The organism is Rhodococcus sp. IEGM 1306, from assembly GCF_036541985.1.
GTDB classification, from domain to species: Bacteria; Actinomycetota; Actinomycetes; order Mycobacteriales; family Mycobacteriaceae; genus Rhodococcus_F; species Rhodococcus_F qingshengii.
In genome coordinates this window covers 1-26,296 of sequence record NZ_JAZHFF010000005.1, presented here as the reverse complement: position 1 = coordinate 26,296, position 26,296 = coordinate 1, and the positions used below count along the sequence as shown (strand labels likewise).

Genomic DNA, 26,296 nt, shown 5'->3' with positions numbered 1-26,296 from the left:
CTTGTCAGCGACGGGGTCGACTACTCCGGGCGGAGAGTCAGAATCCGCGGACCGTCCTCGGTCACAGCGACAGTGTGTTCCCAGTGCGCCGCACGGGACCCGTCGGTCGTCACTACGGTCCAGTCGTCGTCGAGAATCACCGTGTCGGTGGTACCGAGCGTGAGCATCGGCTCGATCGCCAGGCACGATCCAACTACCAGTTCAGGACCCTTACCCGGGGCACCTTCATTGGCGAGGAACGGATCCATGTGCATTTCCCGACCGATTCCATGTCCACCGTATCCGTCGACGATGCCGTAGGAACGACCGTGCAACTTCTCGGCGGCATGAGTACCGACCTCGATCGCGTGCGAAACATCCGTCAGACGGTTGCCGGCGATCATCGCCGCGATCCCGGCTTCCATCGAAAGCCGAGTGGCTTCGCTGAGCTCCTGATCGGCGACGCTGATCTCACCCACACCGAACGTCCAGGCAGAGTCACCGTGCCAACCGTCGAGGATCGCACCGCAGTCGATGGAAACGAGATCGCCTTCAGCCAGGATGTCCTGAGCTGAAGGGATCCCGTGAACCACGCGGTCGTTGACCGAAGAGCAGATCGAACCGGTGAAGCCGTGGTACCCGAGGAACGAGGGCACGGCGCCGGCGTCACGAATGACGGATTCTGCGACCGCGTTCAATTCCAAAGTGCTGACACCGGGCTTCGCCGCAGCGCGAACCGCCACCAGAGCCGAACCCACGATCGCGCCGGCAGCAGCCATCGCGTCGAGTTCGCCCGCAGAGCGGAACGGAACGACCTTGCGTTTACGCCCGAAGACCATTACTTACCCAACGCTGCCAGTGCGCGAGCGTTGACCTCTTCGACCTCGCCGATCGCGTCGACGGAGACGACGCTGTCCTTGTAATAGTCGAACAGCGGTGACGTCTCGTCGCGGTAGACCCGGAGTCGGTTGCGGATGACGTCCTCGGTGTCGTCTGCACGGCCGCGAGCGAGCATGCGCTCGACCACGATGTCCTCGTCGACAACGAAGGAGAGAACACCATCGAGCTTGGTGTCGAGGTCCTTCAAGATGCCCTCGAGAGCCTGAGCCTGTTCGACCGAGCGCGGAAATCCGTCAAGGAGGAAACCGTTTGCGGCATCCGGTTCTGCGACGCGAGCCTTCACCATGTCGTTGGTGATCGAGCTCGGTACGAGTTCGCCGGCGTCGATGTACTTCTTTGCTTCCACACCGAGAGCGGTGGCCTGACCGATGTTCGCGCGGAAGAGATCACCCGTGGAGATATGGGGAACGCCGAACTTCTCGGACAAGATAGCGGCCTGGGTGCCCTTGCCGGCACCGGGAGGACCAAGGAGGACAAGTCTCACTTGAGGAACCCTTCATAGTTACGCTGCATTAGCTGACTCTCGATCTGCTTCACGGTGTCCAGGCCGACGCTGACCATGATCAGCACCGCGGTGCCACCGAACGGCAGGTTCTGCGCGCCGCCGCCATTCCCGATGTCGAGGAACAGGTTGGGCAGAACAGCAATGGTGCCGAGGTAAATCGCACCCGGAAGGGTGATGCGACTCAGCACGTAGTTGAGGTAGTCCGCGGTCGGCTGACCGGGTCGGATACCGGGGATGAAGCCGCCGAACTTCTTCATCTCGTCGGCGCGCTCTTCGGGATTGAAGGTGATGGCGACGTAGAAGTACGTGAAGAAGACGATCAGGCCGAAGTAGATCGCGATGTACACCGGGTTGGCCGGGTTCACCAGGTAGGTGTTGATGAGGCGCTGCCACCAACTGGGGTCGACCGCTGTGCTGGCCGAAGTCAGCTGTGCGATCAAGTTCGGGAGGTACAGCAGCGAAGACGCGAAGATCACCGGGATGACGCCGGCCTGGTTCACCTTCAGAGGCAGGTACGTCGAGGATCCGCCGTACATCTTGCGTCCGACCATCCGCTTTGCGTACTGGACCGGGATGCGGCGCTGACCCTGCTCGACGAAGACGACGCCGGCGATGATCAACAGCGCTGCGAGGCAGACGAAGGCGAAGACCAGCGGACCACGGCTGTCGAGGATCGCCTTGCCCTCGCTCGGGATACGCGATGCGATTCCGGCGAAGATGAGGAGCGACATACCGTTGCCGACGCCGCGTTCGGTGATGACCTCGCCGAACCACATGACCATGGCAGCACCGGCAGTCATGACCAGCACGATGATGACAAGGCCGAAGATCGACTTGTCGGCGATGATGTCGTCACAGCCCTGGAGCAACTGTCCGCGTGCCGCGAGAGCGACGATGCCGGTCGACTGCAGGATTGCCAGAGCGATGGACAGGTAACGCGTGTACTGCGTCATCTTGGCCTGGCCGGACTGGCCTTCTTTTCGAAGTTCCTCGAACTTCGGGATCACCACGGTCAGCAGCTGCACGATGATGCTTGCCGTGATGTACGGCATGATGCCGATCGCAAAGATCGACATCTGCAGCAGAGCGCCGCCGGAGAACAGGTTGATCAGCGAGTAGATCCCTGCTGAATCACCGGAGTTGGCGATATCGATGCACTGACGCACACGGCCGTAGTCGACACCTGGGGACGGAATGAGAGCGCCGACCCGATACAGAGCCACCAAGCCGAGGGTGAAGAGGATCTTCCGCCTCAGGTCTGGGGTCCTGAGGGCCGAGACGAAGGCGGAAAGCAAAGATCCTCCTGGCACGACGGTAGGGAGACAGATCGTTTTGACCTGTCGAACTTTTGAACTCTAACAGTGAGCATTTGGGAACTAGGCGGGCAGACCACGAAAACCGGGTAAGCCGAAGATACATTTGCCACTCGGTGACCAGAATACTGGCCCGTCCGAGCATGCACGACCAATCTGTGACAAGACCTGGTAGACGCCGATGGCCGCAGCGCAGCAAACGCTGCGCTGCGGCCATCGGACTAGCTACGCGTGATCACTCACAGCTCGGTGGCGGAACCACCGGCAGCAGCAATCTTTTCCTTGGCGGAACCGGTGAACTTGTCGACGGTCACCTGAACGGCAACTGTCAGTTCGCCGTCGCCCAGAACCTTGACGAGCTGGTTCTTGCGGACTGCGCCCTTGGCGACGAGATCCTCGACCGTGATTGCTCCACCTTCGGGGAACAGACGGGCGATGTCGCCGACATTGACGACCTGGTACTCGACGCGGAACGGGTTCGTGAAGCCCTTGAGCTTGGGCAGACGCATGTGAAGCGGCATCTGTCCACCCTCGAAGCCCACGCGCACGGTGTTACGTGCCTTGGTGCCCTTGGTACCGCGACCTGCGGTCTTACCACGCTTGCCGCCCTCACCGCGTCCAACACGAATCTTGTTGGACTTGGATCCGGGAGCGGGGCGCAGGTGGTGCAGTTTGATGGTCATGGTTAGACCTCCTCAACTGTTACGAGGTGGCGCACCACGTTGATCAGACCGCGGTTCTGTGCGTTGTCCTCACGAACAACGGTCTGACGGATGCCCTTGAGACCGAGCGTGCGCAGAGAATCCTTCTGGTTCTGCTTGGTCCCGATGATGCTCTTGATCTGAGTGACCTTGAGATCTGCCATTACTTCACACTCCCAGCAGCCTGTGCGCGAGCGCGAAGCATGCCGGCGGGTGCAACCTCTTCGAGGGTGAGGCCGCGGCGAGCCGCAACTTCCTCGGGACGCTGCAGACCCTTGAGCGCAGCAACGGTCGCATGCACGACGTTGATGGCGTTGTCGCTACCGAGCGACTTCGACAGGATGTCCGCGATACCAGCGCACTCCAGCACGGCGCGCACAGCGCCACCGGCGATAACACCGGTACCGGGGCTTGCCGGGCGAAGCATGACGATGCCGGCAGCAGCCTCACCCTGAACGGGGTGAGTGATGGTGTTGGCGATCATCGGGACGCGGAAGAAGCTCTTGCGAGCCTCCTCGACACCCTTCTGGATGGCCGCGGGAACTTCCTTGGCCTTTCCGTAGCCGACGCCGACCAGTCCGTTGCCGTCTCCGACGATCACCAGAGCGGTGAAGCTGAAGCGACGACCACCCTTGACGACCTTGGAAACGCGGTTGATCGTGACAACGCGCTCGATGAACTGTGACTTCTCCGCAGCGTTTCCGCCACGGCCACCGTCGCGACGGTCACGGCCGCCACCACGGTTGTCCCCACGAGCGTTGCTGTTGTCACCGCTGTTGGGGCCATTCTGTCCGGCGGGTCCGCTTCCGCCGTCACGCCTTTGACGTCCCGGCATCAGGCTGTCCTTCCGTTGAAAATGTTGGTCATCAGAACTTCAACCCGCCTTCGCGAGCCGCGTCTGCCAGGGCCGCGATGCGACCGTGGTAGCCGTGTCCGCCGTGGTCGAAGACAACTGCTTCCACGCCGGCAGCCTTGGCGCGCTCGGCGATCAGCTGACCGACCTTCGCGCTCGCAGCCTTCTTGTCGCCTTCTGCCACGCGCACGTCTGCTTCGATGGTCGACGCGGAGGCCAGGGTGTGGCCGGCCAGGTCGTCCACGAGCTGGACGTGGATGTGGCGCGAGGACCGGTTGACGACCAAGCGGGGACGCTCGGGCGTGCCGGAGACCTTCTTGCGGAGACGGAAGTGACGACGCGTCTTCGAGAGACGACGCTTGGTGGACGCATCCTTGCCCAGCGGAATCCGCTTGGCTTTCTGGTTTGCAGTCTGGCTCATATCACTTACCCGTCTTTCCGACCTTGCGGCGGATCTGCTCACCCTCGTAACGCACGCCCTTACCCTTGTACGGGTCCGGACGACGGAGACGACGGATGTTGGCCGAGATCTGCCCGACCTTCTGCTTGTCGATGCCGGACACCGAGAACCGGGTGGGCGACTCGACGACGAAGGTGATGCCTTCAGGAGCCTCGATCGGCACCGGGTGGCTGAAGCCGAGCGCGAACTCGAGGTCCTTGCCCTTCAGCGCCACACGGTAACCAACACCGTGGATCTCCATCTTCTTCGTGTAACCCTCGGTGACACCGGTGATGATGTTCGCAACCAGGGTCCGCGACAGACCGTGCAGCGCGCGGCTACGACGCTCGTCGTCGGGGCGCGTGACGCTCAGCGAGCCGTCCTCTGCCTTTTCGATTGCGATGGGCTCGGAGATGGTCAGCGCGAGGGTGCCCTTGGGACCCTTGACGGTGACATCCTGGCCGCTGATCGTGACGTCAACGCCCGCGGGGACGGTGACCGGAATCTTTCCAATACGCGACATTGTGGTGGCCTCCCTTACCAGACGTAGGCGAGGACTTCCCCGCCTACTCCTTGATTGGCCGCCTGGCGATCGGTGAGCAGACCGGACGACGTGGAGATGATGGCCACGCCGAGGCCTCCGAGGACCTTGGGCAGGTTGGTGGACTTCGCGTAAACCCGGAGACCGGGCTTGGAAACGCGACGCACGCCGGCGAGGCTACGCTCGCGGCTGGGACCGTACTTCAGATCGACGATGAGGGTCTTGCCGACCTCTGCGTCTTCGGTACGGAAATCGGAGATGTAGCCCTCGCGCTTGAGGATCTCGGCGATGTTCGCCTTGATCTTCGAGTGGGGAAGCTTCACCTCATCGTGGTACGCCGTGTTGGCGTTGCGCAGACGCGTCAAGAAGTCTGCGATGGGGTCAGTCATGGTCATAGGTCGACCTCGACACCTTTCTCGCTGTGGTTCCCATGCAACACCGGACGAATCCGATCGTGGGCCTCCAGCAATTCGGCTGGGCCGTCCGACTTGTGTCAGACGGCGTAAGTTACCGCACCGAGCTGAACGCATGCGTCAGCCACGGCAACCGCTCTAGTGTAAGGAACTTTGGCGCAGGTGTCCACCGGGATACCGCGTCGCCTCCCCCACTGCGGCTCGCGGCCGCGGATCGGGCAGGTGTCGACGCGCCCCGAAATCCGAACTGCTCGTTCGAGACCGAAGTGCGACGTCGACGAATGATGATCGCTTTCAACCAGAGTCGCAGCGAGACAGTCCTTTTCAGGATCGGCACGACATACATCTCGACGGAAACCACGAATGGGTGTGGGTTCCAAAGGAACCCACACCCATTCACATGCGTGGTGTGACGAAGCCCGAGGGCCTCAGATCACCAAGAGCTCTTGCGAACTCCGGGAAGCTCGCCTGCGTGAGCCATCTCGCGAACGCAGATACGGCACAAGCCGAACTTGCGGAACACCGAGTGCGGGCGACCGCACCGCTGGCAGCGGGTGTAGGCGCGAACCGCGAACTTGGGCTTCTTGTTGGCCTTGTTGACCAATGCCTTCTTAGCCATGCGCTCAGTTCTCCTTGAACGGGAAGCCGAGGTGCTTGAGCAGTGCACGGCCTTCTTCGTTGTTGGTTGCGGTGGTCACGACGGTGATGTCCATACCGCGGGGGCGATCGATCTTGTCCACGTCGATCTCGTGGAACATCGACTGCTCGTTGAGGCCGAACGTGTAGTTGCCGTTGCCGTCGAACTGGTTGCCCGAGAGACCGCGGAAGTCGCGGATACGGGGCAGAGCGACAGACACGAGGCGGTCCAGGAACTCCCACATGCGGTCGCCACGGAGGGTGACGCGCGCGCCGATGGGCATACCTTCGCGGAGCTTGAACTGCGCGATGGACTTACGTGCCTTGCGGATCTCGGGCTTCTGGCCCGTGATCAGCGACAGGTCATGGACAGCGCCGTTGATCAGCTTGGCGTCACGGGCAGCGTCGCCGACGCCCATGTTGACGACAACCTTGACGACGCCGGGGATCTGCATGACGTTCGAGTAGTCGAACTCGCTGTTGAGCGCGTCCTTGATCTCAGCGCGGTAGCGTGCCTTGAGGCGCGGCTGGACCTTGTTTTCGGTGGAGGTCATGTCAGATGTCCTTCCCGTTCTTCCGGGAAATCCGAACGCGCTTGCCGGACTCTTCGTCAGTGCGGTAGCCCACGCGGGTGGGGTTTCCGTCCGAGTCGACGACTGCAACGTTGGAAACGTGGATCGGGGCTTCCTGCGTGACGATGCCGCCGGAGGATGCTCCGCGCTCGTTCGCGGAAACCGCGGTGTGCTTCTTGATTCGGTTCACGCCTTCGACGAGGACCTTGTCGGTCGCGGGGTAGGCCTGAATGACCTTGCCCTTCGCGCCCTTGTCCTTGCCGGCGATGACCAGAACGGTGTCACCCTTGTGCACCTTCATCACAGCACCTCCGGGGCAAGCGAAACGATCTTCATGAACTTCTTCTCGCGCAGCTCACGGCCGACGGGTCCGAAGATGCGGGTTCCACGGGGATCACTGTCAGCCTTGATGAGCACTGCAGCGTTCTCGTCGAACTTGATGTAGGAACCGTCCGGACGACGGCGCTCCTTGGTCGTGCGAACGATGACGGCCTTGACGACCTCACCCTTCTTGATGTTTCCACCGGGGATGGCGTCCTTGACGGTGGCGACGATGACGTCACCGATCCCGGCGTAGCGACGTGACGAACCGCCGAGAACGCGGATGCAAAGGATTTCCTTGGCACCCGTGTTATCAGCGACGCGAACTCGCGACTCCTGCTGAATCACTTGATCTCCCTAGACCTGGAATTTCGTGCGCAACGGATTACCGACCCGGTGCGCGCGGTCATTGTTGCCACCTGCGTCGTGTCCGAGCTGCAGTCCCACCGACTGACGTCGGGAGACGATCACTGCAAGCACCGTTCGAGCTGCGCACGTGAAGACACACCTCTGCCACAGGCAACCGTTCTATTGTAGGGAAGGGTTCACCGATTACCAAATCAGCCGTACTCGACGCAACTCGAACCCTTAGCCCGGCAAAGCCCCGGAAAGCCTGCGAAAGTCCCGGAAAGCCGAATGGCCCACTCCCCCAAGGGGAAGCGGGCCATTCGGTGATACTCGATCAGCTCGAGGATTCGATCAGGCTTACTTGGCCTTTTCGAGGACCTCGACCAGACGCCAGTGCTTCGTCGCGGACAGCGGACGGGTTTCCATCAGCTGAACGCGGTCGCCGACGCCGGCAACGCCGTTCTCGTCGTGCGCCTTCACCTTGGTCGTACGGCGGATGATCTTGCCGTAGAGCTTGTGCTTGACGCGGTCTTCGAGCTCGACCACGATCGTCTTTTCCATCTTGTCGGACACGACGTATCCGACACGGACCTTACGGCTCGCGCGCTCTTCTGTGCTCACTGCTTTTTCCTCACTCATGCCGCGTCACCTGCATCCGGACCCACAGCGAGTCCGAGCTCACGCTCACGCAGGACGGTGTAGATGCGCGCGATCTCGTGACGAACGGTGCGCAGTCGTCGGTTGTTGTCCATCTGGCCGGTAGCCATCTGGAAACGAAGGTTGAAAAGCTCTTCCTTCGACTCACGGAGCCGGGTGACCAGCTCGTCTTCACTGAGCTCGCGGAGCTCTGCTGCTGGGGTTCCAGTAGCCATCAGAACTGCTCCTCTCTGGTCACGATCCGGCACTTGCACGGGAGCTTGTGCATCGCGCGGCGCAGGGCCTCACGAGCAATCTCCTCGTTGGGGTATGTCATCTCGAACAGAACGCGTCCGGGCTTGACGTTGGCAATCCACCACTCGGGCGAACCCTTACCGGAACCCATTCGGGTTTCGGCCGGCTTCTTCGTGAGGGGGCGATCCGGGAAGATGTTGATCCAGATCTTGCCGCCACGCTTGATGTGCCGAGTCATGGCGATACGAGCGGACTCGATCTGCCGGTTGGTGATGTAGGCAGGCTCGAGAGCCTGGATGCCGTAGTCACCGAAGGTCACCTGGGTACCGCCCTTGGCGGCACCCGAACGGCTCGGGTGGTGCTGCTTGCGGTGCTTGACCCGCCGTGGGATCAACATGCGTCAGCCCTCCTGATTCTGTTCAGTTGCGGGAGCATCGGCGGTTGCGGTCGCTGCGCGGCCGGCCTCGGTGCTGGTCGCAGTGGTACCGGTGGCACCGGAACGACGCGGACGGCTCGGACGCTCACGACGCGGGCGATCCCCGGCCGGTGCGGCCGTGTTGGCGGCGAGCTCACGCTTGCCACCGACGATGTCGCCCTTGTAGATCCAGACCTTGACGCCGATGCGACCGAAGGTGGTCTTGGCCTCGTAGAGGCCGTAGTCGATGTCCGCACGAAGCGTGTGCAGCGGCACACGGCCTTCGCGGTAGAACTCCGACCGGGACATCTCGGCGCCGCCGAGACGACCGGAGCACTGAACGCGGATTCCCTTGACGTTGGGCTGACGCATGGCCGACTGGATGGCCTTGCGCATTGCACGACGGAAGGCAACGCGGTTCGAGAGCTGCTCGGCCACACCCTGTGCGACGAGCTGTGCTTCAGCTTCTGCGTTCTTGACCTCGAGGATGTTCAGCTGGACCTGCTTGCCGGTCAGCTTCTCGAGCTCGGAGCGGATGCGATCGGCTTCGGCGCCGCGGCGGCCGATGACGATGCCCGGACGTGCAGTGTGGATGTCCACGCGAACACGGTCACGGGTGCGCTCGATTTCGACCTTCGCGATTCCTGCACGCTCCATGCCGGTGGCGAGGAGCTTACGGATCGCGACGTCTTCCTTGACGTACTCCGCGTACTGCTTGTCTGCGTACCAGCGAGACTTCCAGTCGGTGGTGATGCCGAGACGGAAGCCGTGCGGGTTGATTTTCTGGCCCACTACTGAGCACTTCCCTTCCGGCGATTACGGGTCGATGTTCCGGTCTTCGGCAGGCTCTCCACGATCACGGTGATGTGACTGGTGCGCTTGCGAATACGGAACGCACGTCCCTGTGCACGCGGCTGGAACCGCTTGAGGGTCGCGCCCTCGTCCACGAACGCCGTAGCAACGACAAGCGTGCTGGGGTCGAGGTCGAGGTTGTTCTCGGCGTTGGCTGCTGCGGAGGCGATCACCTTGGCGACCGGCTCGCTCGCTGCCTGCGGCGCGAACTTCAGGATGTTCAGGGCGTCTTCAACCGAGCGCCCGCGGACCAGGTCCACAACTCGACGTGCCTTCATCGGCGTAACGCGAACGTGCTTCGCTACGGCCTTGGCAGTCGGGTTGGCGGTTTCGGTGTTGCTCATCGCCTCTTCGCCTTCCGATCATCCTTGATGTGACCCTTGAACGTGCGGGTCGGTGCAAACTCTCCGAGCTTGTGTCCGACCATGGAGTCGGAAACGAACACGGGGACGTGCTTGCGGCCGTCGTGAACTGCAAACGTGTGGCCGATGAAGTCCGGGATTATTGTCGAACGACGGGACCAGGTCTTGATGACCTGCTTGGTTCCCTTTTCGTTCTGTACATCCACCTTCGCGAGGAGGTGGTCATCGACGAACGGGCCCTTCTTAAGGCTGCGTGGCATCCTTCACTCCCTCCTAGCGCTTGTTCTTGCCGGTGCGGCGGCGACGGACGATCATCTTGTCGCTTGCCTTGTTCTTGCGGGTACGGCCTTCAGGCTTACCCCACGGGCTGACCGGGTGGCGTCCACCTGAGGTCTTGCCCTCGCCGCCACCGTGCGGGTGGTCGACCGGGTTCATCACGACACCACGAACGGTCGGGCGCTTGCCCTTCCAACGCATACGGCCGGCCTTGCCCCAGTTGATGTTCGACTGCTCGGCGTTGCCGACCTCGCCGACGGATGCGCGGCAGCGCACGTCGACGCGACGGATTTCACCGGAAGGCATACGCAGCGTGGCGTAGCTGCCTTCCTTACCGAGGAGCTGGATGCTGGCGCCTGCGGAACGAGCCATCTTGGCTCCGCCGCCGGGACGCAGTTCCACACCGTGGATCGTGGTACCAGTCGGGATGTTGCGCAGCGGCAGGTTGTTGCCCGGCTTGATGTCGGCGCCTGCACCGGACTCGACCGGTGAACCCTGCACCAGGCCCTTGGGGGCGATGATGTAGCGCTTCTCACCGTCTGCGTAATGCAGGAGTGCGATGTTTGCTGTGCGGTTGGGGTCGTACTCGATGTGAGCGACCTTTGCCGGGATGCCGTCCTTGTCGTTGCGACGGAAATCGATCAGTCGGTATGCACGCTTGTGTCCGCCACCCTTGTGACGGGTGGTGATACGACCGTGTGCGTTACGTCCACCGCGACCGTGCAGCGGGCGAACCAGCGACTTCTCGGGGGTCGACCGAGTGATCTCGGCGAAGTCCGAGACGCTCGAGCCACGACGGCCCGGTGTTGTCGGCTTGTACTTACGGATTGCCATGAGTCTTCTCGTCCTCTATGTCTCGTCAAGTCCCGGCGCTTACGCGACCGGTCCTCCGAAGATCTCGATGGGCTTGCTGTCAGCGGACAGGGTCACGAGCGCGCGCTTGGTGTCCTTGCGCTTGCCGTAACCGAATCGGGTCCGCTTACGCTTGCCCTGACGGTTGGCGGTGTTGACGCTCGTCACCTTGACGCCGAAGACCTTCTCGACGGCAATCTTGATCTGCGTCTTGTTCGAGTCCGGGTGCACCAGGAAGGTGTAGGTGCCTTCCTCGATCAGTCCGTAGGACTTCTCGGAGATGACCGGAGCGAGCAGGATGTCGCGGGGGTCAGCGATGGTGCTCACTTGGCGTCCTCCTTGTTCTGAGCGCTCTCTGCGGGCCCGTGGATGAACGCGTTGAGTGCCTCGACGCTGAACACGACATCGTCTGCATTGAGCACGTCGTAGGTGTTGAGCTGGTCGGGTGCAATGGGATGCACGCCTTCCAGGTTCTGCACGCTCTTCCAAGCGGCTACATCCTGGCGACCCACGACGAGCAGCAGCTTCTTGCGATCCGAGATCTCGCCGAGGAACGCGATTGCGCCCTTGGTCGAAGGCGTCTGCCCTGCAACCAATTCGGTGATGACGTGGATGCGCTCGTTGCGTGCGCGGTCAGAGAGGGCACCGCGAAGAGCGGCTGCCTTCATCTTCTTGGGGGTGCGCTGGCTGTAGTCACGCGGCTGCGGGCCGTGAACGGTTCCGCCGCCGACGAACTGCGGTGCGCGAGTCGAGCCCTGGCGTGCGCGGCCGGTGCCCTTCTGGCGGTACGGCTTCTTGCCACCGCCGCGGACGTCGCCGCGGGTCTTGGTGGAGTGGGTTCCCTGACGAGCAGCTGCGAGCTGCGCGACGACAACCTGATGGAGAAGCGCGATGTTGGCCGGAGCGTCGAAGATCTCAGCGGGGAGATCGACGGTGCCGTTGGTCTTGCCGCCGGCGACCTTGACGTCCAGGGTCAACTTGGTCTCGGTGCTGGTCATGCCCGTGCACCACCCTTCACTGCACTCTTGACGATCACGAGGCCGCCCTTGCGGCCGGGGATCGCACCCTTGATCAGCAGCAGGCCGTTCTCGGCATCCACCTTGTGGACCGAGAGGTTCTGCGTCGTGATGCGGTCGCTACCCATGCGTCCGGACATGCGCATGCCCTTGAACACGCGGCCGGGAGTTGCACAGCCACCGATGGAGCCCGGGCGGCGGTGAACAGCCTGGGTACCGTGCGACGCGCCCTGTCCCTTGAAGCCGTGACGCTTCATGGTTCCGGCGAAGCCCTTGCCCTTGCTGGTTCCGGTGACGTCGACGTATGCGCCGTCCTCGAAGACCTCGGCGGTGAGCTCCTGGCCGACCTCGTAGTCGGAGGTGTCCGCAACGCGGAGCTCCACTACGTGGCGACGCGGGGTCACACCAGCCTTGGTGAACTGGCCGGAAGTCGGCTTGTTCACCTTGCGCGGGTCGATGGCGCCGAACGCGAGCTGAACGGCGCTGTAGCCGTCACGCTCTTCGGTACGGATCTGGGTTACGACGTTCGGCCCAGCCTTCACGACGGTGACCGGGACAACCCGGTTGTTCTCGTCGAAGACCTGGGTCATGCCGAGCTTGGTGCCCAGGATTCCCTTGATCTTGGTATCAGTCATTGTTTTTGTCTCCGCCGTCACTGAATGTTCACGTCGACACTGGCCGGAAGGTCGATGCGCATGAGCGCGTCAACCGTCTTCGGCGTCGGGTCGAGAATGTCGATCAGCCGCTTGTGAGTACGCATCTCGAAGTGCTCGCGCGAGTCCTTGTACTTGTGCGGCGAGCGGATGACGCAATATACGTTCTTCTCGGTCGGCAACGGCACAGGTCCAACGACGCGGGCACCCGTACGGGTTACCGTCTCGACGATCTTGCGCGCTGACGCGTCGATCGCCTCGTGGTCGTAGGCCTTGAGCCTGATGCGGATCTTTTGTCCCGCCACGCTTAGTGTCCTTTTCTTGCCGCGTTTCGTAGCCCGCCTGGTCAGGCTCGAGCTACCTCGTCTGCACAGTCCTTGCCTGGACGATGACACGACGAACACTGAAGCGATCGGGACCAAGTCGAAGTTCGGGAGACCGTGTTGGCGGTAAACCGAGCATCGGATCGAGATCAGGATCTGCTGCCGCTGTTCGTTTGTCATTGTTCTCCGGTACACGCGGTCGGGCGTGTCGCCTTCTCACTCATCCTGCGCCGGACAATCTTTCGATCATCTGGCGTGTGATGCGTACCGGACGTGTTCGATGTCGAACACAAAGTAGGTACTGCTTCCGTCCTGCATTACTTCTCGTCTTGCATGGTCACAGTCGTTGACCCGATTGCCCTGACGGGATCTGCGATCGATCGTCTGTGACGTCTTACCCTTACCCGATCACGGCCGCAAACGACCGCGTCCCGGACAAGGCAACCCGACCAGTATGCCGTACCTGGCCCAATTCCTCAACTCCCCCGAACCAGCCTTTCCGAGTGAGCTGCGCGACAACAACCTTACTCAGAAGTAAGATAGGCAAATGACTACTTCCAGCCCCACCTATCGCGGATGGCAGAAATTGCCGGACAACGCCCTCGGACATGCAGTTTTCTCGGCGGCGATGTCCATTCGTGTGCCCTACTTTGCCTCCGTCCTCCCCCGGGTGACCAAGCTGGAACCGGGACTGTGCGAGGTCCGCTCCCCCAAATGGTGGGGCGTCCACAACCATCTCGGCACGTTTCACGCGATCGCAGCATGCAATCTCGCGGAGGTCGCAATGGGCATGCTGAGCGAAGCGACGGTTCCGAACTCGCACCGCTGGATCCCCAAGTCCATGAAGGTCGACTACCTCGCCAAGGCCGAGACCGGCCTGCGGGCAGTCGCCCGACTCGAGACTGTGCCGGACTTCGCGGCGATCGAGCGCGGTACCGAACTGGTCGTTCCCATCTCGATCTTCGACCGAGGCGGCAAGGAAGTAGTCCACGCCGAAATCACCACCTGGGTCTCCCCCAAATAGGCACCCCCGTAGGCGCTCACGAACCCGCCTGCATCGCAAGCTGATTCGTCCGCCGACAGGTTTCGCAGAATTGGGCACCACCGCAGGTTTCGGCAAATGACGATCGTGGAACACCTCCCCGAACGGCGATGGTCGGTCGGGGTGCCGGTGTCCGGAGGTGAGTTGCGTTCCGGGCACCACATTGTCGACCTCGCGTCACGCCGAGCACCGGGAGGCCTCGTGGAAGAGTTCTTGACCACAACGAGTTCCGAAGCAGGCACGCAGACCTCGTCGTATCCGGACAAGGCCGAGGGATTGGACAGCTTCCGGCGCGACCTCGACGCCATCGACGCGCTACTTCTCGAGACGGTGCGGCAGCGGCTGGAACTCTGCCTGCGCATCGGCGAGTGGAAGCGCTCCCGTGAGGTTCCGATGATGCAACCCGGCCGAGTCCGCCTCGTGCAGGAACGGGCGCGTGAATTCGCTCGTAGCCACGACCTCTCCCCTGACTTCTTCAACGCCCTGTACGAGCTGATGATCGCCGAGACCTGTCGACTCGAAGACCTGGTGATCAACGCACCTGTTGAGGAGGAGGACACTGTTCGGGAATCCGTCGGACCGAGATCAGGATCATCGACATGAGTTCCCGCACCCTTCTGGTGGACAATTACGACTCGTTCACCTACAACCTGTTCACCCTGTTGACCGAGGTCAACGGGGTTGTGCCCACCGTGGTCCGCAACGACGCGGATTGGGATTCCCTCGATCTGGCGTCGTACGACAACGTGGTCATCTCCCCCGGTCCCGGCCGGCCGGATCGCGACCGTGATTTCGGAATCAGCCGCCGTTTCATCGAGGAAGCGCCTCTCCCACTTCTCGGTGTCTGTCTCGGCCACCAGGGCCTGTGCGAGTTGTTCGGCGCGGATGTCGTGGTTGCGCCCGTACCGATGCACGGCCGGATTTCGCTGATCGATCACGACGGTTCGGGCATCTTTGCCGGACTTCCGTCACCGTTCCGAGCTGTTCGCTACCACTCGTTGACCGTCGAGAATCTGCCGAATGCCTTCGTTCGTACCGCGTGGACGTCCGACGGTCTGCTCATGGGTGTCCGGCACCGGACCAAGCCGATGTGGGGCGTGCAGTTCCATCCGGAGTCGATCAGTACGGAGTTCGGCATCGATTTGCTCGAGAACTTCCGTGATCTGTCTGTCGGACGAACTCTGGATTCGGTGATCCGACCCGAACCGGCTCCGCAAACACCCGACCTGCGACCGGCGATCAACTACGACGTCGACGACGTGACTCTCGATTTTGCGGTGGATCCGTCGGCGGCCTTTGCAGCACTCTTCGCAGACGGCCCGAACGCGTTCTGGCTGGACCGCGCGGCAACTGCAGAACCGAGTGCACGCTTTTCGATTCTCGGCGATTCGTCGGGGCCGCTGGCCGAGTTCATCACGTACGACGTGCAGGCCGAGGTACTCACTGTCAGCCGAAAAGGCCTGTCCGACGAGAACATTCGAGTTCCGTTCTTCGATTACCTGGACGGGCAACTCGCGACACGCTTCGTTCCCGCGCATCCGGAACTCGATTTCAACCTCGGATACGTGGGCTACCTCGGCTACGAACTGAAGGCGCAGACCGGAGGAAGGGCAGTCCATCCGGCACCCACTCCTGATGCCGCCCTGGTGTTTGCCGATCGCGCCGTCGTCATCGATCACACCGCCGGCCGCACTCACGTTCTGAGGTTGCGCGAGAAAGTCCGCGACGCCGGCCACGACGATTGGCTCGAATCGACCGTCGACGCCCTGGCGCGACTCGGCGCGGACCTTCCGGAACGCACCCCGGTTCCATTGATCAGTGACACCGTCTGGACGCAGGCACGCCTGCGGCATGATCGCGATCAGTACCTCTCGTTGATCGGAACTGCCCTCTCGGAGATCCGGGCAGGTGAGTCCTACGAGGTATGTCTGACCAACATGGCGAGCGTCGACGAGACGATCGATGCACGGCGGGCGTTCGAGTATCTACGCTCGATCAATCCGACGCCGTACAGCGCACTTCTCGACTTCACCGGTATCTCGGTGGTCTCGGCCTCGCCCGAGCGGTTCCTTCGTGTCGACTCGGACGGCAACGTCGAGTCCAAGCCGATCAAAGGGACCCGCCCGCGCGGCGTCACCCGAGCGCGCGATGCTGCCCTGAGGCAGGACCTGCTCGACAGCGAGAAGGACCGCGCCGAGAACCTGATGATCGTGGACCTCACTCGCAACGACCTCACCAAGGTCTGCGTTCCGGGAAGTGTCCACGTTCCAAGGCTGTTCGCGATCGAGTCGTACTCGTCCGTCCACCAAATGGTGTCGACTGTGCGTGGACATCTGAGTCCAGGATCGTCGGCAGTGGACTGTGTCCGTGCCGCGTTCCCCGGCGGATCGATGACCGGCGCCCCGAAAGTACGGACGATGGAGATCATCGACCGCCTCGAATCCGGCCCACGCGGGGTCTACTCGGGATCGATCGGGTACTTCGCCCTCGGTGGCGCCGCGGACCTCTCGATCGTGATTCGATCGCTCGTCTGCACCGAGAGCGGCGTGACCTTCGGAATCGGCGGTGCCATCACAGCGTTGTCCGATCCGGAAGAAGAATTCGACGAGACCACGGTCAAGGCGTCCACGCTGCTCCGTGCGCTCGATGCAGTGTCCTCGCGGGTCCTCGAGTACGGCGGGTAGATCCAGCCATGACGGCGGTATCGGGCACAGCGACGGTTGTCGGCGGGCTGGGTGCCGTCGGATCCATGTTCGTCGAACTGCTTCGTGCCGAGGGGTGGACGGTCACCGTCGTCGACCCAGCAGGCAGCGATCCTGACGGAGACGTAGTCGTCGGAGACATCACGAAACCCAGTGACCGGGTCCTCGCGCACGTGGAGTCCTCGAGCATCATCGTGCTCGCGGTTCCCGAACAGGTCGCTCTGGCCGCACTACCGACGCTTCGAACATCCGGCGCTCTCGTTGTGGACACTCTCTCGGTCAAATCGCGGATGGACGCAGCAATCGTCGACGCCGGCCGAGAAGGCGAGTTCCTCGGACTCAACCCCATGTTCCGTCCGTCGCTCGGCCCGCGCGGTCGGGCCGTCATCGCGGTGCCGTACGTCGACGGTCCGCAGTCTCAGAGCTTTCTCGACGTCGTGCGCTCGTGGGGAGCCTCGGTCTCGGTGATGGATGCAGATCGTCACGACCGACTGGCCGCTGCTTCCCAAGTTCTGACCCACGCGTCGGTTCTGGCATTCGGCGTTGCCCTGGCCGAACTCGGAGTTTCCGCGGACGATCTCCTCGCGGTCGCCCCTCCCCCGCATCGGACCTTGCTCGCGCTCCTGGCGCGTGTAGCCGGCGGCGAACCGGAGGTGTACTGGGACGTACAAGCGGGCAATCCGTATGCAGGTGCGACACGAAAAGCACTGTTCGATGCCACCTCACAGGTGGACACGGCGGCCGAGACCCTCGCGGAATTCACGACGCTGATGAAAACCGCCGAGGCAGCGCTCGGCGACCGCTCAGGCCAACTGAACGCGGAGTGCCAGAGCTTGTTCGATCGCATTGCCGACGGGCGCAGAGAGATTGCCGAAGGGCGCAGAGAGTAGGGCACGATGAGACCTGGAGTGAGTCCGCCCAGCCTGCCGGAATTCGACGCGTCCGATCCGGTCGAGAGTGCAATCGTCAGTCGGCTTGCGAGCAACTGGGCACGCCGGGCAACCGTGAAGAAAGCGGAGCCGGAACTGGACGATCTCTTCGATTCGTCGCTGTCCGACTACCCCGAAGCATTACTCCCGTTCGCAGAGCATCCGACCTACCTGGCATTGAGTCCCGAGCAGAAGCAACGCCTGCAGGCCTGGGCATGGATTGCGTTCAACAAGAACGTCATGGACATCGAGAAGTACGTCGTCAATCCCGGATTCGACGTTCTCGCCGAAGACCGACTCGGCGTCGGGCTCGGAGATTGGGCTGCAGTGGCCGTCAATCAGGCGATGGTCGACGAGCAATATCACACGCTCATGCACTTCAATGCCAGCTCAGCGACCCGCCGAGGGAGGGGTTGGGCGCTTCCGTCGAAGGCACTGCCCGACGTCCTGACGGTCCGCACGCGGGCGCAAGCCCTCGACGCAGCCGGTGATCCGCGCAAGATCGCGCTGACACAGTTGGCGTTCATGACCGTCGCCGAGGTGTCGATCACCGCATACCTCGACCTGATCTCGGACGACCCGGGCGTGCAGTCGATCAACCGCGCGACCATTCGGTTGCACGCTCGCGACGAGTACTGCCATGCCTCGATTGCCGGGGAACTGGCGGTACTGGTCTGGGATTCCTTGAATCGTGGAGATCGCAGCTATCTACTGGAAGGCTTCGAGGGCGCCATGCGCGCTTTCAGCGGAACCGACTTCGGCGCGTGGCGAGCAATCATGGAGATCGAAGCCATACCCGGCGGACAGAAGATGCTCGATGATGTCGCGTTGGAACCGAGCAACGAACTGTTCGTACAGGATTACAGCGGAATATCGTCCTTGCTCCATAAGTTGCAAGTTACGACAGAAGTATCAATCGCAGGAGAAGAATACCTCCCCAGTTAATCCTGAGCAATAAGTGCTGATTCTCCAACAAACCCGGTCCAGTAATATTCCGCAATTATCGGGCACTCCCGATTATTCAGCTAGACAAGAGCTTGAGCAAATAAATACCGGACGAAATACTCAAGAAAAGACGGGGAGATCCCGCGCACGCTGCCTCCGGCCCAGAAACCGGGAAGAGATTCGCCCGGAATTCTTGTCATACATTCGATAAAGAGGCCACAAGATTGCATGCAGGACACTGTCCGCTGCAATCAAGAACGTTAACTTCCAATGCGACACACCATGATGCTCGAGAGTTTTCTTTGATGCTCGATTATATCGCGCATACACTCGCGGCGAACTAACTCCACGCCTACCCGAAACCTTTGCGGCCATGCTCGAGATCTGCCCCACAGTGCAACGAACACGCGCCATGCAGAGGGATAGGTCGATATCCTCGTGAATGTCGGTTCGATCGCTGACCGCATCCCTAACGGCCAACCAAGCCGACCGACGCATCGCCATGTTACTGCCTGGAACTGCAACAACAGGCCGAACTGCACTCTGGGCCGCGCGGCCAAGTCGCCAATTCGTCCATCGGCGCTGAAGGCCGGCGATCGGAGATTCATAAAGGTAAGTCAGGCCGGTTACGCCCGAGAAATCGTCGCGACGCTCGAAGAATTCGTGAACCGCAACTGCCCAGCCTTCCCCCACGATCGTATCGGCGTCGATACGTCCGATAAGTTCTCCACTAGCCGCGTCAAACCCCTTGTTTCTCGCATGCACCACCCCGGGGCGGGATTCACAGAGAAGCCGAAGCTTGGGACAACTAATTTGATACTTCTTGATCAACTCAGAAGTATTGTCCGAGGAATTATTGTCAACAACGATGATTTCGTCGACATATTCACCTTGAGCAATGAGCGCTTCGATGCACGTTTCGATGTATTCAGATTCATTAAAAGCCGGAACAACCACCGACAACGTCGCGTTCGCCATTTCCCAACGGTATCGCGAATCTCTCCACAAGACATTGAGCAGCGGGCCCAGGGAACCAACCGGAAGGAATCGGAGGACTTTCGTCACCGGTCAAATCAAAGACCTTCACGCGACGCAACTGAATACCCACCTGCGCAGATGCACTCCAAAACTATTTGGTCATTCGTTCAATTAGAGAAGATCTTTACGTTACAAAGAAGATTTGTGATTCTTGCCACAAGGTGAAATCGAGGGTGAGAGTTGCTGGCAGAAGCCACATGCCCCCTCCCGCGCGTCCGATTGTCGGGGTGTCGGTTTGACCCTCCGGTAACATCTGAGCGGAGATCACGGATAGAAGACAGAAGGCATCTGTGCGCCCGTCGGGAGCGCGTGCCCGTTCCGACAATGCAGACAGCGGAGTGTTGATGCCCTTTTCCACGGACGCAGCGGTACTAGTGGAGGACGTACACAAGTCCTTCAAGAACGTGCACGCGCTGCGAGGGATCAACTTCACCGCCCCACGTGGGACAGTGCTCGGCATCTTGGGGCCCAACGGTGCAGGCAAGACAACGACGGTGAAGGTCCTCTCCACACTCATTCGCCCTACCAGTGGACGCGCGATGGTGGCCGGCTACGACGTCGTGCGCAACGCTCCAGAGGTTCGACGCTCCATCATGATGACCGGACAGTTCGCCGCCCTGGACGATTCTCTCACCGGCCGCGAGAACATCGAACTGTTCGGCCGTCTGATGGGACTCGACAGGATGTCGGCCAAGGTACGCGCCGCCGATTTACTCTCGCAGTTCGACCTCGTCGAGGCAGGATCTCGCGTTGTCCGGAACTATTCGGGAGGTATGCGTCGACGAATCGACATCGCCTGTGGCCTCGTCGTTCGCCCAGAGGTGGTTTTCCTCGATGAACCGACGACCGGCCTCGATCCGCGAAGCCGTCAGAGTGTCTGGTCACTGGTTCAATCTTTGAAGGAGCAGGGCATCACGGTGCTCCTGACCACCCAGTATCTCGAGGAAGCGGATCTCCTGAGCGACAACATCATCGTCATCGACAAAGGCGCGGTGATCGCTGAGGGGACTGCTGACCAATTGAAGGCTCGCACCGGCGCAAGCTTCTGCGAGATCGTGCCCGCGGATCTCAAACAGCTGCCTCACGCGGTCCATGCACTGGGCAATCTGGTCCCCCGCGACTTCAGATTCGATTTGGCGCAAGAGAGTGGGCGGATCGCCATCCCCGCACCTGTCGGAGCAGGAACGCTCTCTGAAGCACTGCGTCGTCTGGACCACGCACGGATTCCGCTTGCAGACATTGCGCTTCGTCGCCCGTCACTCGACGATGTCTTCCTTTCACTCACAGGTGAACAGCACGTGAGTGAGACACCGTGACGACAACTACAAAATTCGGGGTCGATCAAGTGACTGTCCGCGAGGACACTCGCAGCAAGATTGCAGTCCCCGAGGCATTGAGCGTTGGAAAGCACCGCCGACCACATCCGTCGGCGATCAATCAGTGGTGGGTGCTGACGGCACGCACCGTCAAATCCATGGTGAAGCGTTACGAACTACTGATCGCGGTCGTCGCGCCACTGATTTTCACGATCGGTTTCTACCTTCCGTTGAAGTTCGTCATGCAACTTCAGGGCATCAACTATGCCCAGTTTTTGATGCCGATCATCGTGCTGCAAGCTATGGCCTTCACGTCGATCTCCGCCGCTCAGATGTCATCGACCGAGTCGATCACCGGTTTCAGTAACCGCATGAAAACCATGCCAGTCGTCGGCCCCGTACCGCTGTTGTCGCGTCAATCGAGTGGCTTCGTCCGGTCGACAGTCTCACTCGCCGCGGCATTGACCTTCGGCCACTTGATCGGTTTCCGATTCTCAGCAGGCATGGGTCAGGCAGTTCTGTTTTGTGCGATCGCCCTCGCGTTCAGCACTTGCCTGTCCTTCGCAGGTGATGCAATCGGTTCGCTATCGAAAAGTCCACAAGCCACCAGTCAGGCGCTGACACTCCCCCAATTGATTCTGGGAATGTTGTCCTGCGGTTTCGCGCCCGAGACTGGCTTTCCCGAATGGATTCGGCCGTTCGTGCGCAATCAACCGGTATCGCAGTTCTCATTCGCCATGCGTGATCTTGCGCAGGGCGGAGTCACCTGGGGCGTCCTGTTTCCCGTCGTTGCGTGGACGATTGGGTTGATCGTCTTCTTCGCGCCACTGGCGTTCTGGGCAAGTATGAGGCGGTCATGAGCGAACCGACCGATCGTTTCATGGCGGCCGTCCGCCCCGCCGAGGGGTTTAACTTTCCCTGCCCGGACAAAGCGCTCCCTGAAAGCTCTTTCAAGGCTCTGGTCGTGCACAGCGGGATTCAGGCCAAACGTTTGTTGCTCACGTGGCTGCGCGATCCATCAACCACCATTCAAGCTCTTGTGTATCCAGCGTTCATGCTGTTGATGTTCCGAGTCGTCTTGGGCAATTCGATTACAGCAGCGACGGGCCAATCGAGCATCTTCGGAACGGTCCCGCTGATCATCCTCGTTGGCGCCATGTTCGGCTCGATTGCCAGCGCAGTCGGACTCAAAGGCGAACGAGCTTCTGGACTCTTGAGCCGGTTCTGGACTCTCCCTGCGCATCGTGCCTCCGGTCTGGTCGGACGCATGATCGCCGAAGCAGTGCGAGTTCTCGTCACCTCCATCGTCATCCTTGGCGTCGGCTATCTGTTGGGATTCCGGTTCAACCAGGGTCCCCTAGCCGCAGTGGCACTCTTGGTATTGCCGATCGTTTTCGGCATCGGCTTCGCGATGATGGTGACGGCGCTGGCAACCGTGGCTGACAATCTGCCGCTTGTGGAGATCGTGTCGATCTCCTGCACGCTGTTGATGTTCTTCAACTCCGGCTTTGTTCCGGTGATGGCTTATCCAAAGTGGCTGCAACCAGTTGTTGCCGAGCAACCAATGTCCGTGGCAATCGATGCGATGAAAGGCCTCTCCTTGGGGGGCCCCGTCGCCGAACCCCTGCTCAAGACACTGGCCTGGTCGTTCGGGATGGTCGTGGTCTTCGTGTATCCAGCGATACTCGGATACCGACGCGCCGCTTCGGATTGACAACCACCTGGGTATTGCCTGGTGGATCCGTACGCGCGGTAACGTCTACGGCTGACCATCCGAATTACAAGTAGTTCAGACTCACGAAACACGATTGCCGAGCAGGTCCGGCAGCACAGTTGAACCAATGAAAGGCGTTGTCTTGACTCGAAAATTTCGGTCCCCCTGGAGGCGCACCGTCGCAGGTGCACTGATGGCGGCGAGCGTCGTCCTTGTATCCAGCAGCATGGGCATCGCCGGTGCCACACCCATTGCACACCAAGGCGGGGGAGATGCAGCACAGGACGATACGGACGGTTCGTACATCGAATCTGTCGAGCGAGTCAACGATCGTCAAATCGTTGTGAATGTCTACGCAGCATCAATGGACAAGTCGGTCCCCATTCAGGTGATCTTGCCTGCAGACAACTCTCAGCCCCGCCCCATTCTGTACCTTCTCAACGGTGCCGACGGCGGAGAAGGCACAGCAACATGGGACCGCCAAACTGATGTGGTCGATTTCTTCGCCGATAAGAACGTCAATGTTGCGATTCCGGCCAAAGGTCTGATGTCGTACTACACCGACTGGGAGAAGGAAGATTCCGTACTCGGAAAGAACATGTGGAGCACCTTCCTAGGCAAGGAGCTTCCTCCACTCCTGAACAAGGAACTCGGCAGCAACGGTGACCAGTCGATTGCAGCTATCTCGATGTCTGCGACCTCTGTTCTGAACCTTGCGATCGAATATCCCGGGTTCTACAAGTCAGTTGCATCCTATTCGGGTTGTGCACAGACGAGTGACCCGATGGGGCAGGCCTTCGTACGGGCGACCACTGAATGGATCGGCGGAGTTGGCGACATTCAGAACATGTGGGGCCCATTCGACGGTCCGGGCTGGGTCGAACACGACCCGGTAGTCAACGCCGAAAAGTTGCGTGGCACTCCCCTGTACATCAGCACGGGTAGTGGCTTGCCCGGTTTTCCGAACGATACCCCGGAGAACCCTCGGATTCAGGATGGGCGAGCAGCGATGTTCGACCAGATTGTTGTAGGAGGACCAATCGAATTCGCGACCAGCATCTGCACCGGAAACCTCGCTCGACGTCTTGCCGACCTCAATATCCCGGCAACTGTGGACTTCCGGCCGGTGGGTACGCATTCGTGGGGTTACTGGCAAGACGATCTGCACAAGTCATGGCCGTTCATCGCCCAGTCCCTCGGGGTCTGATCGCGACACGCAGATTCTCGGAGCAAGAAGCAAAGCTAGCAACAAGGTGTTCAGCACGCGAGGAAAGAATTGAAGCGATTCACTCTGGTCACGCTGGCGTCATTGGCGGCCTGTGTGGTGCTGGCCGGAATGCCAACAGCTGCATCAGCAGACCCGGCGGAACCCACGCCCGGATTGTCCAGCATGGGTCCTTCCCCTGCCGGCGCCAACGACTGGGATTGCAAGCCAAGTCTCGAACATCCCCGTCCTGTGGTACTCGTACACGGGACCGGGATGAGCATGACCGACACCTGGGATGTTGTGGCGCCTCAGCTTGCTGATTTGGGCTACTGCGTCTTTGCGCTGAATTATGGCGGTGTGCGCGAAATTCTGAATCCCAATGCTGTGCATTGGGGAATCACCGACATCGCAAGCTCCGCTGAGGAGCTTGCAATGTTCGTTGACTCGGTGAAATTTCACACCGGTACGACACAGGTGGACATCGTCGGTCATTCCCAGGGCGGCGTCGTTGCTCGCCAGTATCTAAAGTTCAACGGCGGAGCAACTCGTGAAGATCCGTCGAACAACAAAGTGCACTCGCTCATCAGTCTCGGCGCGACCAACCACGGAACTACATTCGGCGGTCTTCAAGCGAATGCACGATCGCTGTCTGCGATGGGCCTCCCTGGCGATCTACTCGTCCAAGCGATTTGGGGGCCTGCTGGCGTCCAACAACTCAGCGGCACACCATTCTTGACAGCGCTCAACGCCGAATCCGAGACGCAACCCGGAATCGAGTACACCGTCATCGCTTCGGCTCACGACGAAATCTCGACGCCACCCGAGGCAACTTTCCTTAGCCCAGGTGATGGCGCCGTGGTCCATAATGTCTGGACTCAAGATAACTGTGCCGGGAACACTGCGTCCCACGGACAGTTGGTCAGAGACCCTCACACTCTTGATCTCGTCAAGTCAGCGCTTGACCCAGAGTACCGGTCGCCCCCTTGCGAATAGGAACGTCAAACAAGCAACAGCAGGAATGAAGTAGGCTGGCGGCGCGGAGAAATCCAGCGCCGCCAGCCTATTTTTGTATCTTCATGTACGTCCGTGGGTCTGGCTCGACGGCACGACGCCTAGCCAGGCCCACGGATTGACGGCCACCGAGATCGAGTCAGGAATTCAGCGAGGCGGCAATCATCGGGCCGATCTCCTCCAGACCCTCTGGCGTCATCATCGAAACATGGTTCACGCTGGCCTGACGAACATCGATCTCACCGTCGATCAGTGAACGCCACGGTTCGACCCCATCGGCCTCAGTTTCATTGGATCCCACGAACAGCACTGGCCCCGTGCACGTGTCCGGTTCGTATTCACGTGTCAGCGCCGAGGTTCGCGCGATGCTGGAGAACAACCGCCTGATATCGCTGGCATTAAGCCCGATAGCTCCGCCGTTCACTGCGGTGAGGACATCACTGGCACAGTCGATCGACAGGTTCTCGAGGTCTTCGTCATCCGGAATCACGACGCCCAAGCCAGCAACTTCGTGTCGGACCATCGCCGCAAATGCTTCATCATCCAAACTCAAGGGCGAGCCGTCCAAGATCACCAAGGCACTCACCTTCTCGCCGAGGGCTTCGAGCCTTGCTGCGATTCCATGCGCGACGACTCCACCGAACGACCAACCCAGAAGTCTGTACGGCCCCTGCTGTTGCACTGATCGGATCTCGGACACGTACCGATCTATGTAGTCGGTCAGTGCGGTCGCGGAAAAGTCCTCCTCGGTCAACGCTGGGGTCTGCAACCCGTAGAGCGGCACCGATCTGTCGACGAATGCGGCGAGAGGTGCGTACGGCCAGGCCAGCCCGACCATTGGGTGCACGCAGAACAGTGGAAGCTCAGATCCGCGCGCACGCAAGGGCAACGTGACAGCGAGTGCCGCATCAAGATCCAGTTCAAATCCAACGTGCATACCGGCAACCAACTTGTCGGACATCTCCGACACCGTCGAGCTGGTGAATAGCATGCGTAGCGGAACCTCAGCCGAAATCGCTTGGCCCAACTTCGCTGCCAACCGCGTGGCGATCAGAGAGTTTCCGCCCAATTCGAAGAAATCGTCATCGAGACCGACCCGATCAATGCCAAGCAATTCTTCGAACACAGAAGCAACAAGTCGCTCGACCTCCGTGACCGGAGCCCGGAACACCGCAACCTCGAACACCGGCTCCGGCAACAACTTCCGATCCAACTTCCCCGACGCATTGAG

Annotated in this window: 36 protein-coding genes; 10 read left to right on the top strand and 26 right to left on the bottom strand. The window is 60.9% G+C overall.

The window, feature by feature from the left end; translation table 11 throughout:
• Nucleotides 1-20: 20 nt before the first annotated feature.
• The 24 genes from map to rpsJ all read right to left on the bottom strand — a co-directional run bounded on the left by map (nt 21) and on the right by rpsJ (nt 13,143).
• Entirely contained in the window at nt 21-818 is a 798-nt protein-coding gene (gene map / locus V3587_RS15550; protein ID WP_003940806.1) for a type I methionyl aminopeptidase, read from the bottom strand.
• Complete coding sequence (locus V3587_RS15545; protein ID WP_283376891.1) at nt 818-1,363, bottom strand: adenylate kinase; 546 nt, start codon at nt 1,361-1,363, stop codon at nt 818-820. The genes map and V3587_RS15545 overlap by 1 nt, the downstream gene beginning before the upstream one ends.
• On the bottom strand, nt 1,360-2,679 hold the full coding sequence (secY, locus tag V3587_RS15540; protein ID WP_003940773.1) for a preprotein translocase subunit SecY: 1,320 nt from the start codon (nt 2,677-2,679) through the stop codon (nt 1,360-1,362). Before secY ends, V3587_RS15545 begins: the two co-directional genes overlap by 4 nt.
• A gap of 257 nt (nt 2,680-2,936) precedes the next feature.
• On the bottom strand, nt 2,937-3,380 hold the full coding sequence (gene rplO / locus V3587_RS15535; protein ID WP_003940829.1) for a 50S ribosomal protein L15: 444 nt from the start codon (nt 3,378-3,380) through the stop codon (nt 2,937-2,939).
• A gap of 2 nt (nt 3,381-3,382) precedes the next feature.
• Nucleotides 3,383-3,562 carry a 50S ribosomal protein L30 gene (gene rpmD / locus V3587_RS15530; RefSeq protein WP_003940751.1) on the bottom strand — a complete coding sequence of 60 codons (180 nt, stop codon included), beginning with the start codon at nt 3,560-3,562 and terminating at the stop codon, nt 3,383-3,385.
• Nucleotides 3,562-4,233, bottom strand: coding sequence for a 30S ribosomal protein S5 (rpsE, locus tag V3587_RS15525; protein WP_003940718.1), 672 nt, complete (start codon nt 4,231-4,233; stop codon nt 3,562-3,564). Before rpsE ends, rpmD begins: the two co-directional genes overlap by 1 nt.
• Before the next feature lie 31 nt (nt 4,234-4,264).
• A complete protein-coding gene (rplR, locus tag V3587_RS15520) occupies nt 4,265-4,672 on the bottom strand; it encodes a 50S ribosomal protein L18 (RefSeq protein WP_003940996.1) in 408 nt (135 codons plus the stop codon).
• 1 nt (nt 4,673) lies between these two features.
• Entirely contained in the window at nt 4,674-5,213 is a 540-nt protein-coding gene (gene rplF / locus V3587_RS15515) for a 50S ribosomal protein L6 (RefSeq protein WP_003940970.1), read from the bottom strand.
• Nucleotides 5,214-5,227: 14 nt separating this feature from the next.
• Nucleotides 5,228-5,626 (bottom strand): 30S ribosomal protein S8, encoded by a 399-nt coding sequence (gene rpsH / locus V3587_RS15510; RefSeq protein WP_003940873.1) that lies wholly within the window; start codon nt 5,624-5,626, stop codon nt 5,228-5,230.
• Between the two features lie 451 nt (nt 5,627-6,077).
• Nucleotides 6,078-6,263, bottom strand: coding sequence for a type Z 30S ribosomal protein S14 (locus V3587_RS15505; protein ID WP_003940698.1), 186 nt, complete (start codon nt 6,261-6,263; stop codon nt 6,078-6,080).
• A 4-nt stretch (nt 6,264-6,267) separates the two neighbouring features.
• Nucleotides 6,268-6,834: a 50S ribosomal protein L5 gene (gene rplE, locus V3587_RS15500; RefSeq protein ID WP_003940924.1), complete on the bottom strand. Its 567-nt coding sequence runs from the start codon at nt 6,832-6,834 to the stop codon at nt 6,268-6,270.
• Between the two features lies 1 nt (nt 6,835).
• Nucleotides 6,836-7,153 carry a 50S ribosomal protein L24 gene (rplX, locus tag V3587_RS15495; protein ID WP_003941019.1) on the bottom strand — a complete coding sequence of 106 codons (318 nt, stop codon included), beginning with the start codon at nt 7,151-7,153 and terminating at the stop codon, nt 6,836-6,838.
• On the bottom strand, nt 7,153-7,521 hold the full coding sequence (gene rplN, locus V3587_RS15490) for a 50S ribosomal protein L14 (protein ID WP_003940951.1): 369 nt from the start codon (nt 7,519-7,521) through the stop codon (nt 7,153-7,155). Before rplN ends, rplX begins: the two co-directional genes overlap by 1 nt.
• A 357-nt stretch (nt 7,522-7,878) precedes the next feature.
• A complete protein-coding gene (gene rpsQ / locus V3587_RS15485) occupies nt 7,879-8,160 on the bottom strand; it encodes a 30S ribosomal protein S17 (RefSeq protein WP_003941020.1) in 282 nt (93 codons plus the stop codon).
• On the bottom strand, nt 8,157-8,393 hold the full coding sequence (gene rpmC / locus V3587_RS15480; protein ID WP_003940734.1) for a 50S ribosomal protein L29: 237 nt from the start codon (nt 8,391-8,393) through the stop codon (nt 8,157-8,159). Before rpmC ends, rpsQ begins: the two co-directional genes overlap by 4 nt.
• The gene (gene rplP / locus V3587_RS15475; protein WP_003940899.1) at nt 8,393-8,809 is read right to left on the bottom strand and encodes a 50S ribosomal protein L16; all 417 of its coding nucleotides are present in this window, start codon (nt 8,807-8,809) and stop codon (nt 8,393-8,395) included. The genes rpmC and rplP overlap by 1 nt, the downstream gene beginning before the upstream one ends.
• Nucleotides 8,810-8,812: 3 nt before the next feature.
• Nucleotides 8,813-9,619 (bottom strand): 30S ribosomal protein S3, encoded by an 807-nt coding sequence (gene rpsC, locus V3587_RS15470; protein WP_003941003.1) that lies wholly within the window; start codon nt 9,617-9,619, stop codon nt 8,813-8,815.
• Nucleotides 9,619-10,023, bottom strand: a complete 405-nt coding sequence (rplV, locus tag V3587_RS15465) for a 50S ribosomal protein L22 (RefSeq protein ID WP_003940717.1) — start codon at nt 10,021-10,023, stop codon at nt 9,619-9,621. The genes rpsC and rplV overlap by 1 nt, the downstream gene beginning before the upstream one ends.
• Nucleotides 10,020-10,301 (bottom strand): 30S ribosomal protein S19, encoded by a 282-nt coding sequence (gene rpsS / locus V3587_RS15460; RefSeq protein ID WP_003940820.1) that lies wholly within the window; start codon nt 10,299-10,301, stop codon nt 10,020-10,022. The genes rplV and rpsS overlap by 4 nt, the downstream gene beginning before the upstream one ends.
• Nucleotides 10,302-10,314: 13 nt before the next feature.
• Nucleotides 10,315-11,151: a 50S ribosomal protein L2 gene (gene rplB / locus V3587_RS15455; RefSeq protein WP_003940895.1), complete on the bottom strand. Its 837-nt coding sequence runs from the start codon at nt 11,149-11,151 to the stop codon at nt 10,315-10,317.
• Nucleotides 11,152-11,190: 39 nt separating this feature from the next.
• Nucleotides 11,191-11,496, bottom strand: coding sequence for a 50S ribosomal protein L23 (rplW, locus tag V3587_RS15450; protein WP_003940990.1), 306 nt, complete (start codon nt 11,494-11,496; stop codon nt 11,191-11,193).
• A complete protein-coding gene (gene rplD, locus V3587_RS15445) occupies nt 11,493-12,167 on the bottom strand; it encodes a 50S ribosomal protein L4 (RefSeq protein ID WP_003940723.1) in 675 nt (224 codons plus the stop codon). Before rplD ends, rplW begins: the two co-directional genes overlap by 4 nt.
• The gene (gene rplC, locus V3587_RS15440) at nt 12,164-12,820 is read right to left on the bottom strand and encodes a 50S ribosomal protein L3 (protein WP_003940826.1); all 657 of its coding nucleotides are present in this window, start codon (nt 12,818-12,820) and stop codon (nt 12,164-12,166) included. The genes rplD and rplC overlap by 4 nt, the downstream gene beginning before the upstream one ends.
• 17 nt (nt 12,821-12,837) lie before the next feature.
• The gene (rpsJ, locus tag V3587_RS15435) at nt 12,838-13,143 is read right to left on the bottom strand and encodes a 30S ribosomal protein S10 (protein ID WP_003938093.1); all 306 of its coding nucleotides are present in this window, start codon (nt 13,141-13,143) and stop codon (nt 12,838-12,840) included.
• A 565-nt stretch (nt 13,144-13,708) separates the two neighbouring features.
• Between rpsJ and V3587_RS15430 the strand changes: the two genes are divergently transcribed.
• From V3587_RS15430 to V3587_RS15410, 5 genes are all read left to right on the top strand, one after another.
• The gene (locus tag V3587_RS15430; RefSeq protein ID WP_124566554.1) at nt 13,709-14,185 is read left to right on the top strand and encodes a hotdog fold domain-containing protein; all 477 of its coding nucleotides are present in this window, start codon (nt 13,709-13,711) and stop codon (nt 14,183-14,185) included.
• A 96-nt stretch (nt 14,186-14,281) separates the two neighbouring features.
• The gene (locus tag V3587_RS15425; RefSeq protein ID WP_124566555.1) at nt 14,282-14,806 is read left to right on the top strand and encodes a chorismate mutase family protein; all 525 of its coding nucleotides are present in this window, start codon (nt 14,282-14,284) and stop codon (nt 14,804-14,806) included.
• Nucleotides 14,803-16,887 (top strand): aminodeoxychorismate synthase component I, encoded by a 2,085-nt coding sequence (pabB, locus tag V3587_RS15420; RefSeq protein WP_283376890.1) that lies wholly within the window; start codon nt 14,803-14,805, stop codon nt 16,885-16,887. Before V3587_RS15425 ends, pabB begins: the two co-directional genes overlap by 4 nt.
• Before the next feature lie 8 nt (nt 16,888-16,895).
• Nucleotides 16,896-17,795 carry a prephenate dehydrogenase dimerization domain-containing protein gene (locus V3587_RS15415; protein ID WP_283376889.1) on the top strand — a complete coding sequence of 300 codons (900 nt, stop codon included), beginning with the start codon at nt 16,896-16,898 and terminating at the stop codon, nt 17,793-17,795.
• A gap of 6 nt (nt 17,796-17,801) precedes the next feature.
• Complete coding sequence (locus V3587_RS15410; protein ID WP_283376888.1) at nt 17,802-18,779, top strand: diiron oxygenase; 978 nt, start codon at nt 17,802-17,804, stop codon at nt 18,777-18,779.
• A 120-nt stretch (nt 18,780-18,899) separates the two neighbouring features.
• Here V3587_RS15410 and V3587_RS15405 read toward each other — a convergent pair whose 3' ends face one another.
• Nucleotides 18,900-19,757 (bottom strand): glycosyltransferase, encoded by an 858-nt coding sequence (locus tag V3587_RS15405; RefSeq protein ID WP_283376887.1) that lies wholly within the window; start codon nt 19,755-19,757, stop codon nt 18,900-18,902.
• Between the two features lie 404 nt (nt 19,758-20,161).
• Here V3587_RS15405 and V3587_RS15400 point away from each other — a divergent pair, with 404 nt between their 5' ends.
• The 5 genes from V3587_RS15400 to V3587_RS15380 all read left to right on the top strand — a co-directional run bounded on the left by V3587_RS15400 (nt 20,162) and on the right by V3587_RS15380 (nt 25,047).
• Nucleotides 20,162-21,133: a daunorubicin resistance protein DrrA family ABC transporter ATP-binding protein gene (locus tag V3587_RS15400; RefSeq protein ID WP_020969036.1), complete on the top strand. Its 972-nt coding sequence runs from the start codon at nt 20,162-20,164 to the stop codon at nt 21,131-21,133.
• A complete protein-coding gene (locus V3587_RS15395; protein WP_020969035.1) occupies nt 21,130-21,993 on the top strand; it encodes an ABC transporter permease in 864 nt (287 codons plus the stop codon). Before V3587_RS15400 ends, V3587_RS15395 begins: the two co-directional genes overlap by 4 nt.
• Complete coding sequence (locus tag V3587_RS15390; RefSeq protein WP_283376886.1) at nt 21,990-22,847, top strand: ABC transporter permease; 858 nt, start codon at nt 21,990-21,992, stop codon at nt 22,845-22,847. The genes V3587_RS15395 and V3587_RS15390 overlap by 4 nt, the downstream gene beginning before the upstream one ends.
• A gap of 193 nt (nt 22,848-23,040) precedes the next feature.
• Nucleotides 23,041-24,054 (top strand): alpha/beta hydrolase, encoded by a 1,014-nt coding sequence (locus V3587_RS15385; protein WP_007728545.1) that lies wholly within the window; start codon nt 23,041-23,043, stop codon nt 24,052-24,054.
• Nucleotides 24,055-24,183: 129 nt separating this feature from the next.
• On the top strand, nt 24,184-25,047 hold the full coding sequence (locus tag V3587_RS15380) for an esterase/lipase family protein (RefSeq protein ID WP_283377080.1): 864 nt from the start codon (nt 24,184-24,186) through the stop codon (nt 25,045-25,047).
• A 157-nt stretch (nt 25,048-25,204) separates the two neighbouring features.
• On the opposite strand, the gene V3587_RS15375 is transcribed toward V3587_RS15380, so the two are convergent.
• The coding region (locus tag V3587_RS15375) for a thioesterase domain-containing protein (protein WP_317829754.1) at nt 25,205-26,296 on the bottom strand (1,092 nt) is incomplete at its 5' end.

What these genes read in the sequence shown, in the direction of transcription:
- map (WP_003940806.1), bottom strand. Translation starts at nt 818, where the DNA reads ATGGTCTTCGGGCGTAAACGCAAGGTCGTTCCGTTCCGCTCTGCGGGC.
- rplO (WP_003940829.1), bottom strand. Translation starts at nt 3,380, where the DNA reads ATGACCATCAAACTGCACCACCTGCGCCCCGCTCCCGGATCCAAGTCC.
- rpmD (WP_003940751.1), bottom strand. Translation starts at nt 3,562, where the DNA reads ATGGCAGATCTCAAGGTCACTCAGATCAAGAGCATCATCGGGACCAAG.
- rpsE (WP_003940718.1), bottom strand. Translation starts at nt 4,233, where the DNA reads ATGCCGGGACGTCAAAGGCGTGACGGCGGAAGCGGACCCGCCGGACAG.
- rplR (WP_003940996.1), bottom strand. Translation starts at nt 4,672, where the DNA reads ATGAGCCAGACTGCAAACCAGAAAGCCAAGCGGATTCCGCTGGGCAAG.
- rplF (WP_003940970.1), bottom strand. Translation starts at nt 5,213, where the DNA reads ATGTCGCGTATTGGAAAGATTCCGGTCACCGTCCCCGCGGGCGTTGAC.
- rpsH (WP_003940873.1), bottom strand. Translation starts at nt 5,626, where the DNA reads ATGACCATGACTGACCCCATCGCAGACTTCTTGACGCGTCTGCGCAAC.
- V3587_RS15505 (WP_003940698.1), bottom strand. Translation starts at nt 6,263, where the DNA reads ATGGCTAAGAAGGCATTGGTCAACAAGGCCAACAAGAAGCCCAAGTTC.
- rplE (WP_003940924.1), bottom strand. Translation starts at nt 6,834, where the DNA reads ATGACCTCCACCGAAAACAAGGTCCAGCCGCGCCTCAAGGCACGCTAC.
- rplX (WP_003941019.1), bottom strand. Translation starts at nt 7,153, where the DNA reads ATGAAGGTGCACAAGGGTGACACCGTTCTGGTCATCGCCGGCAAGGAC.
- rpsQ (WP_003941020.1), bottom strand. Translation starts at nt 8,160, where the DNA reads ATGAGTGAGGAAAAAGCAGTGAGCACAGAAGAGCGCGCGAGCCGTAAG.
- rpmC (WP_003940734.1), bottom strand. Translation starts at nt 8,393, where the DNA reads ATGGCTACTGGAACCCCAGCAGCAGAGCTCCGCGAGCTCAGTGAAGAC.
- rplP (WP_003940899.1), bottom strand. Translation starts at nt 8,809, where the DNA reads ATGTTGATCCCACGGCGGGTCAAGCACCGCAAGCAGCACCACCCGAGC.
- rplV (WP_003940717.1), bottom strand. Translation starts at nt 10,023, where the DNA reads ATGAGCAACACCGAAACCGCCAACCCGACTGCCAAGGCCGTAGCGAAG.
- rpsS (WP_003940820.1), bottom strand. Translation starts at nt 10,301, where the DNA reads ATGCCACGCAGCCTTAAGAAGGGCCCGTTCGTCGATGACCACCTCCTC.
- rplB (WP_003940895.1), bottom strand. Translation starts at nt 11,151, where the DNA reads ATGGCAATCCGTAAGTACAAGCCGACAACACCGGGCCGTCGTGGCTCG.
- rplD (WP_003940723.1), bottom strand. Translation starts at nt 12,167, where the DNA reads ATGACCAGCACCGAGACCAAGTTGACCCTGGACGTCAAGGTCGCCGGC.
- rplC (WP_003940826.1), bottom strand. Translation starts at nt 12,820, where the DNA reads ATGACTGATACCAAGATCAAGGGAATCCTGGGCACCAAGCTCGGCATG.
- V3587_RS15430 (WP_124566554.1), top strand. Translation starts at nt 13,709, where the DNA reads ATGACTACTTCCAGCCCCACCTATCGCGGATGGCAGAAATTGCCGGAC.
- V3587_RS15425 (WP_124566555.1), top strand. Translation starts at nt 14,282, where the DNA reads ATGACGATCGTGGAACACCTCCCCGAACGGCGATGGTCGGTCGGGGTG.
- pabB (WP_283376890.1), top strand. Translation starts at nt 14,803, where the DNA reads ATGAGTTCCCGCACCCTTCTGGTGGACAATTACGACTCGTTCACCTAC.
- V3587_RS15415 (WP_283376889.1), top strand. Translation starts at nt 16,896, where the DNA reads ATGACGGCGGTATCGGGCACAGCGACGGTTGTCGGCGGGCTGGGTGCC.
- V3587_RS15410 (WP_283376888.1), top strand. Translation starts at nt 17,802, where the DNA reads ATGAGACCTGGAGTGAGTCCGCCCAGCCTGCCGGAATTCGACGCGTCC.
- V3587_RS15405 (WP_283376887.1), bottom strand. Translation starts at nt 19,757, where the DNA reads ATGGCGAACGCGACGTTGTCGGTGGTTGTTCCGGCTTTTAATGAATCT.
- V3587_RS15400 (WP_020969036.1), top strand. Translation starts at nt 20,162, where the DNA reads ATGCCCTTTTCCACGGACGCAGCGGTACTAGTGGAGGACGTACACAAG.
- V3587_RS15390 (WP_283376886.1), top strand. Translation starts at nt 21,990, where the DNA reads ATGAGCGAACCGACCGATCGTTTCATGGCGGCCGTCCGCCCCGCCGAG.
- V3587_RS15385 (WP_007728545.1), top strand. Translation starts at nt 23,041, where the DNA reads ATGGCGGCGAGCGTCGTCCTTGTATCCAGCAGCATGGGCATCGCCGGT.
- V3587_RS15380 (WP_283377080.1), top strand. Translation starts at nt 24,184, where the DNA reads ATGCCAACAGCTGCATCAGCAGACCCGGCGGAACCCACGCCCGGATTG.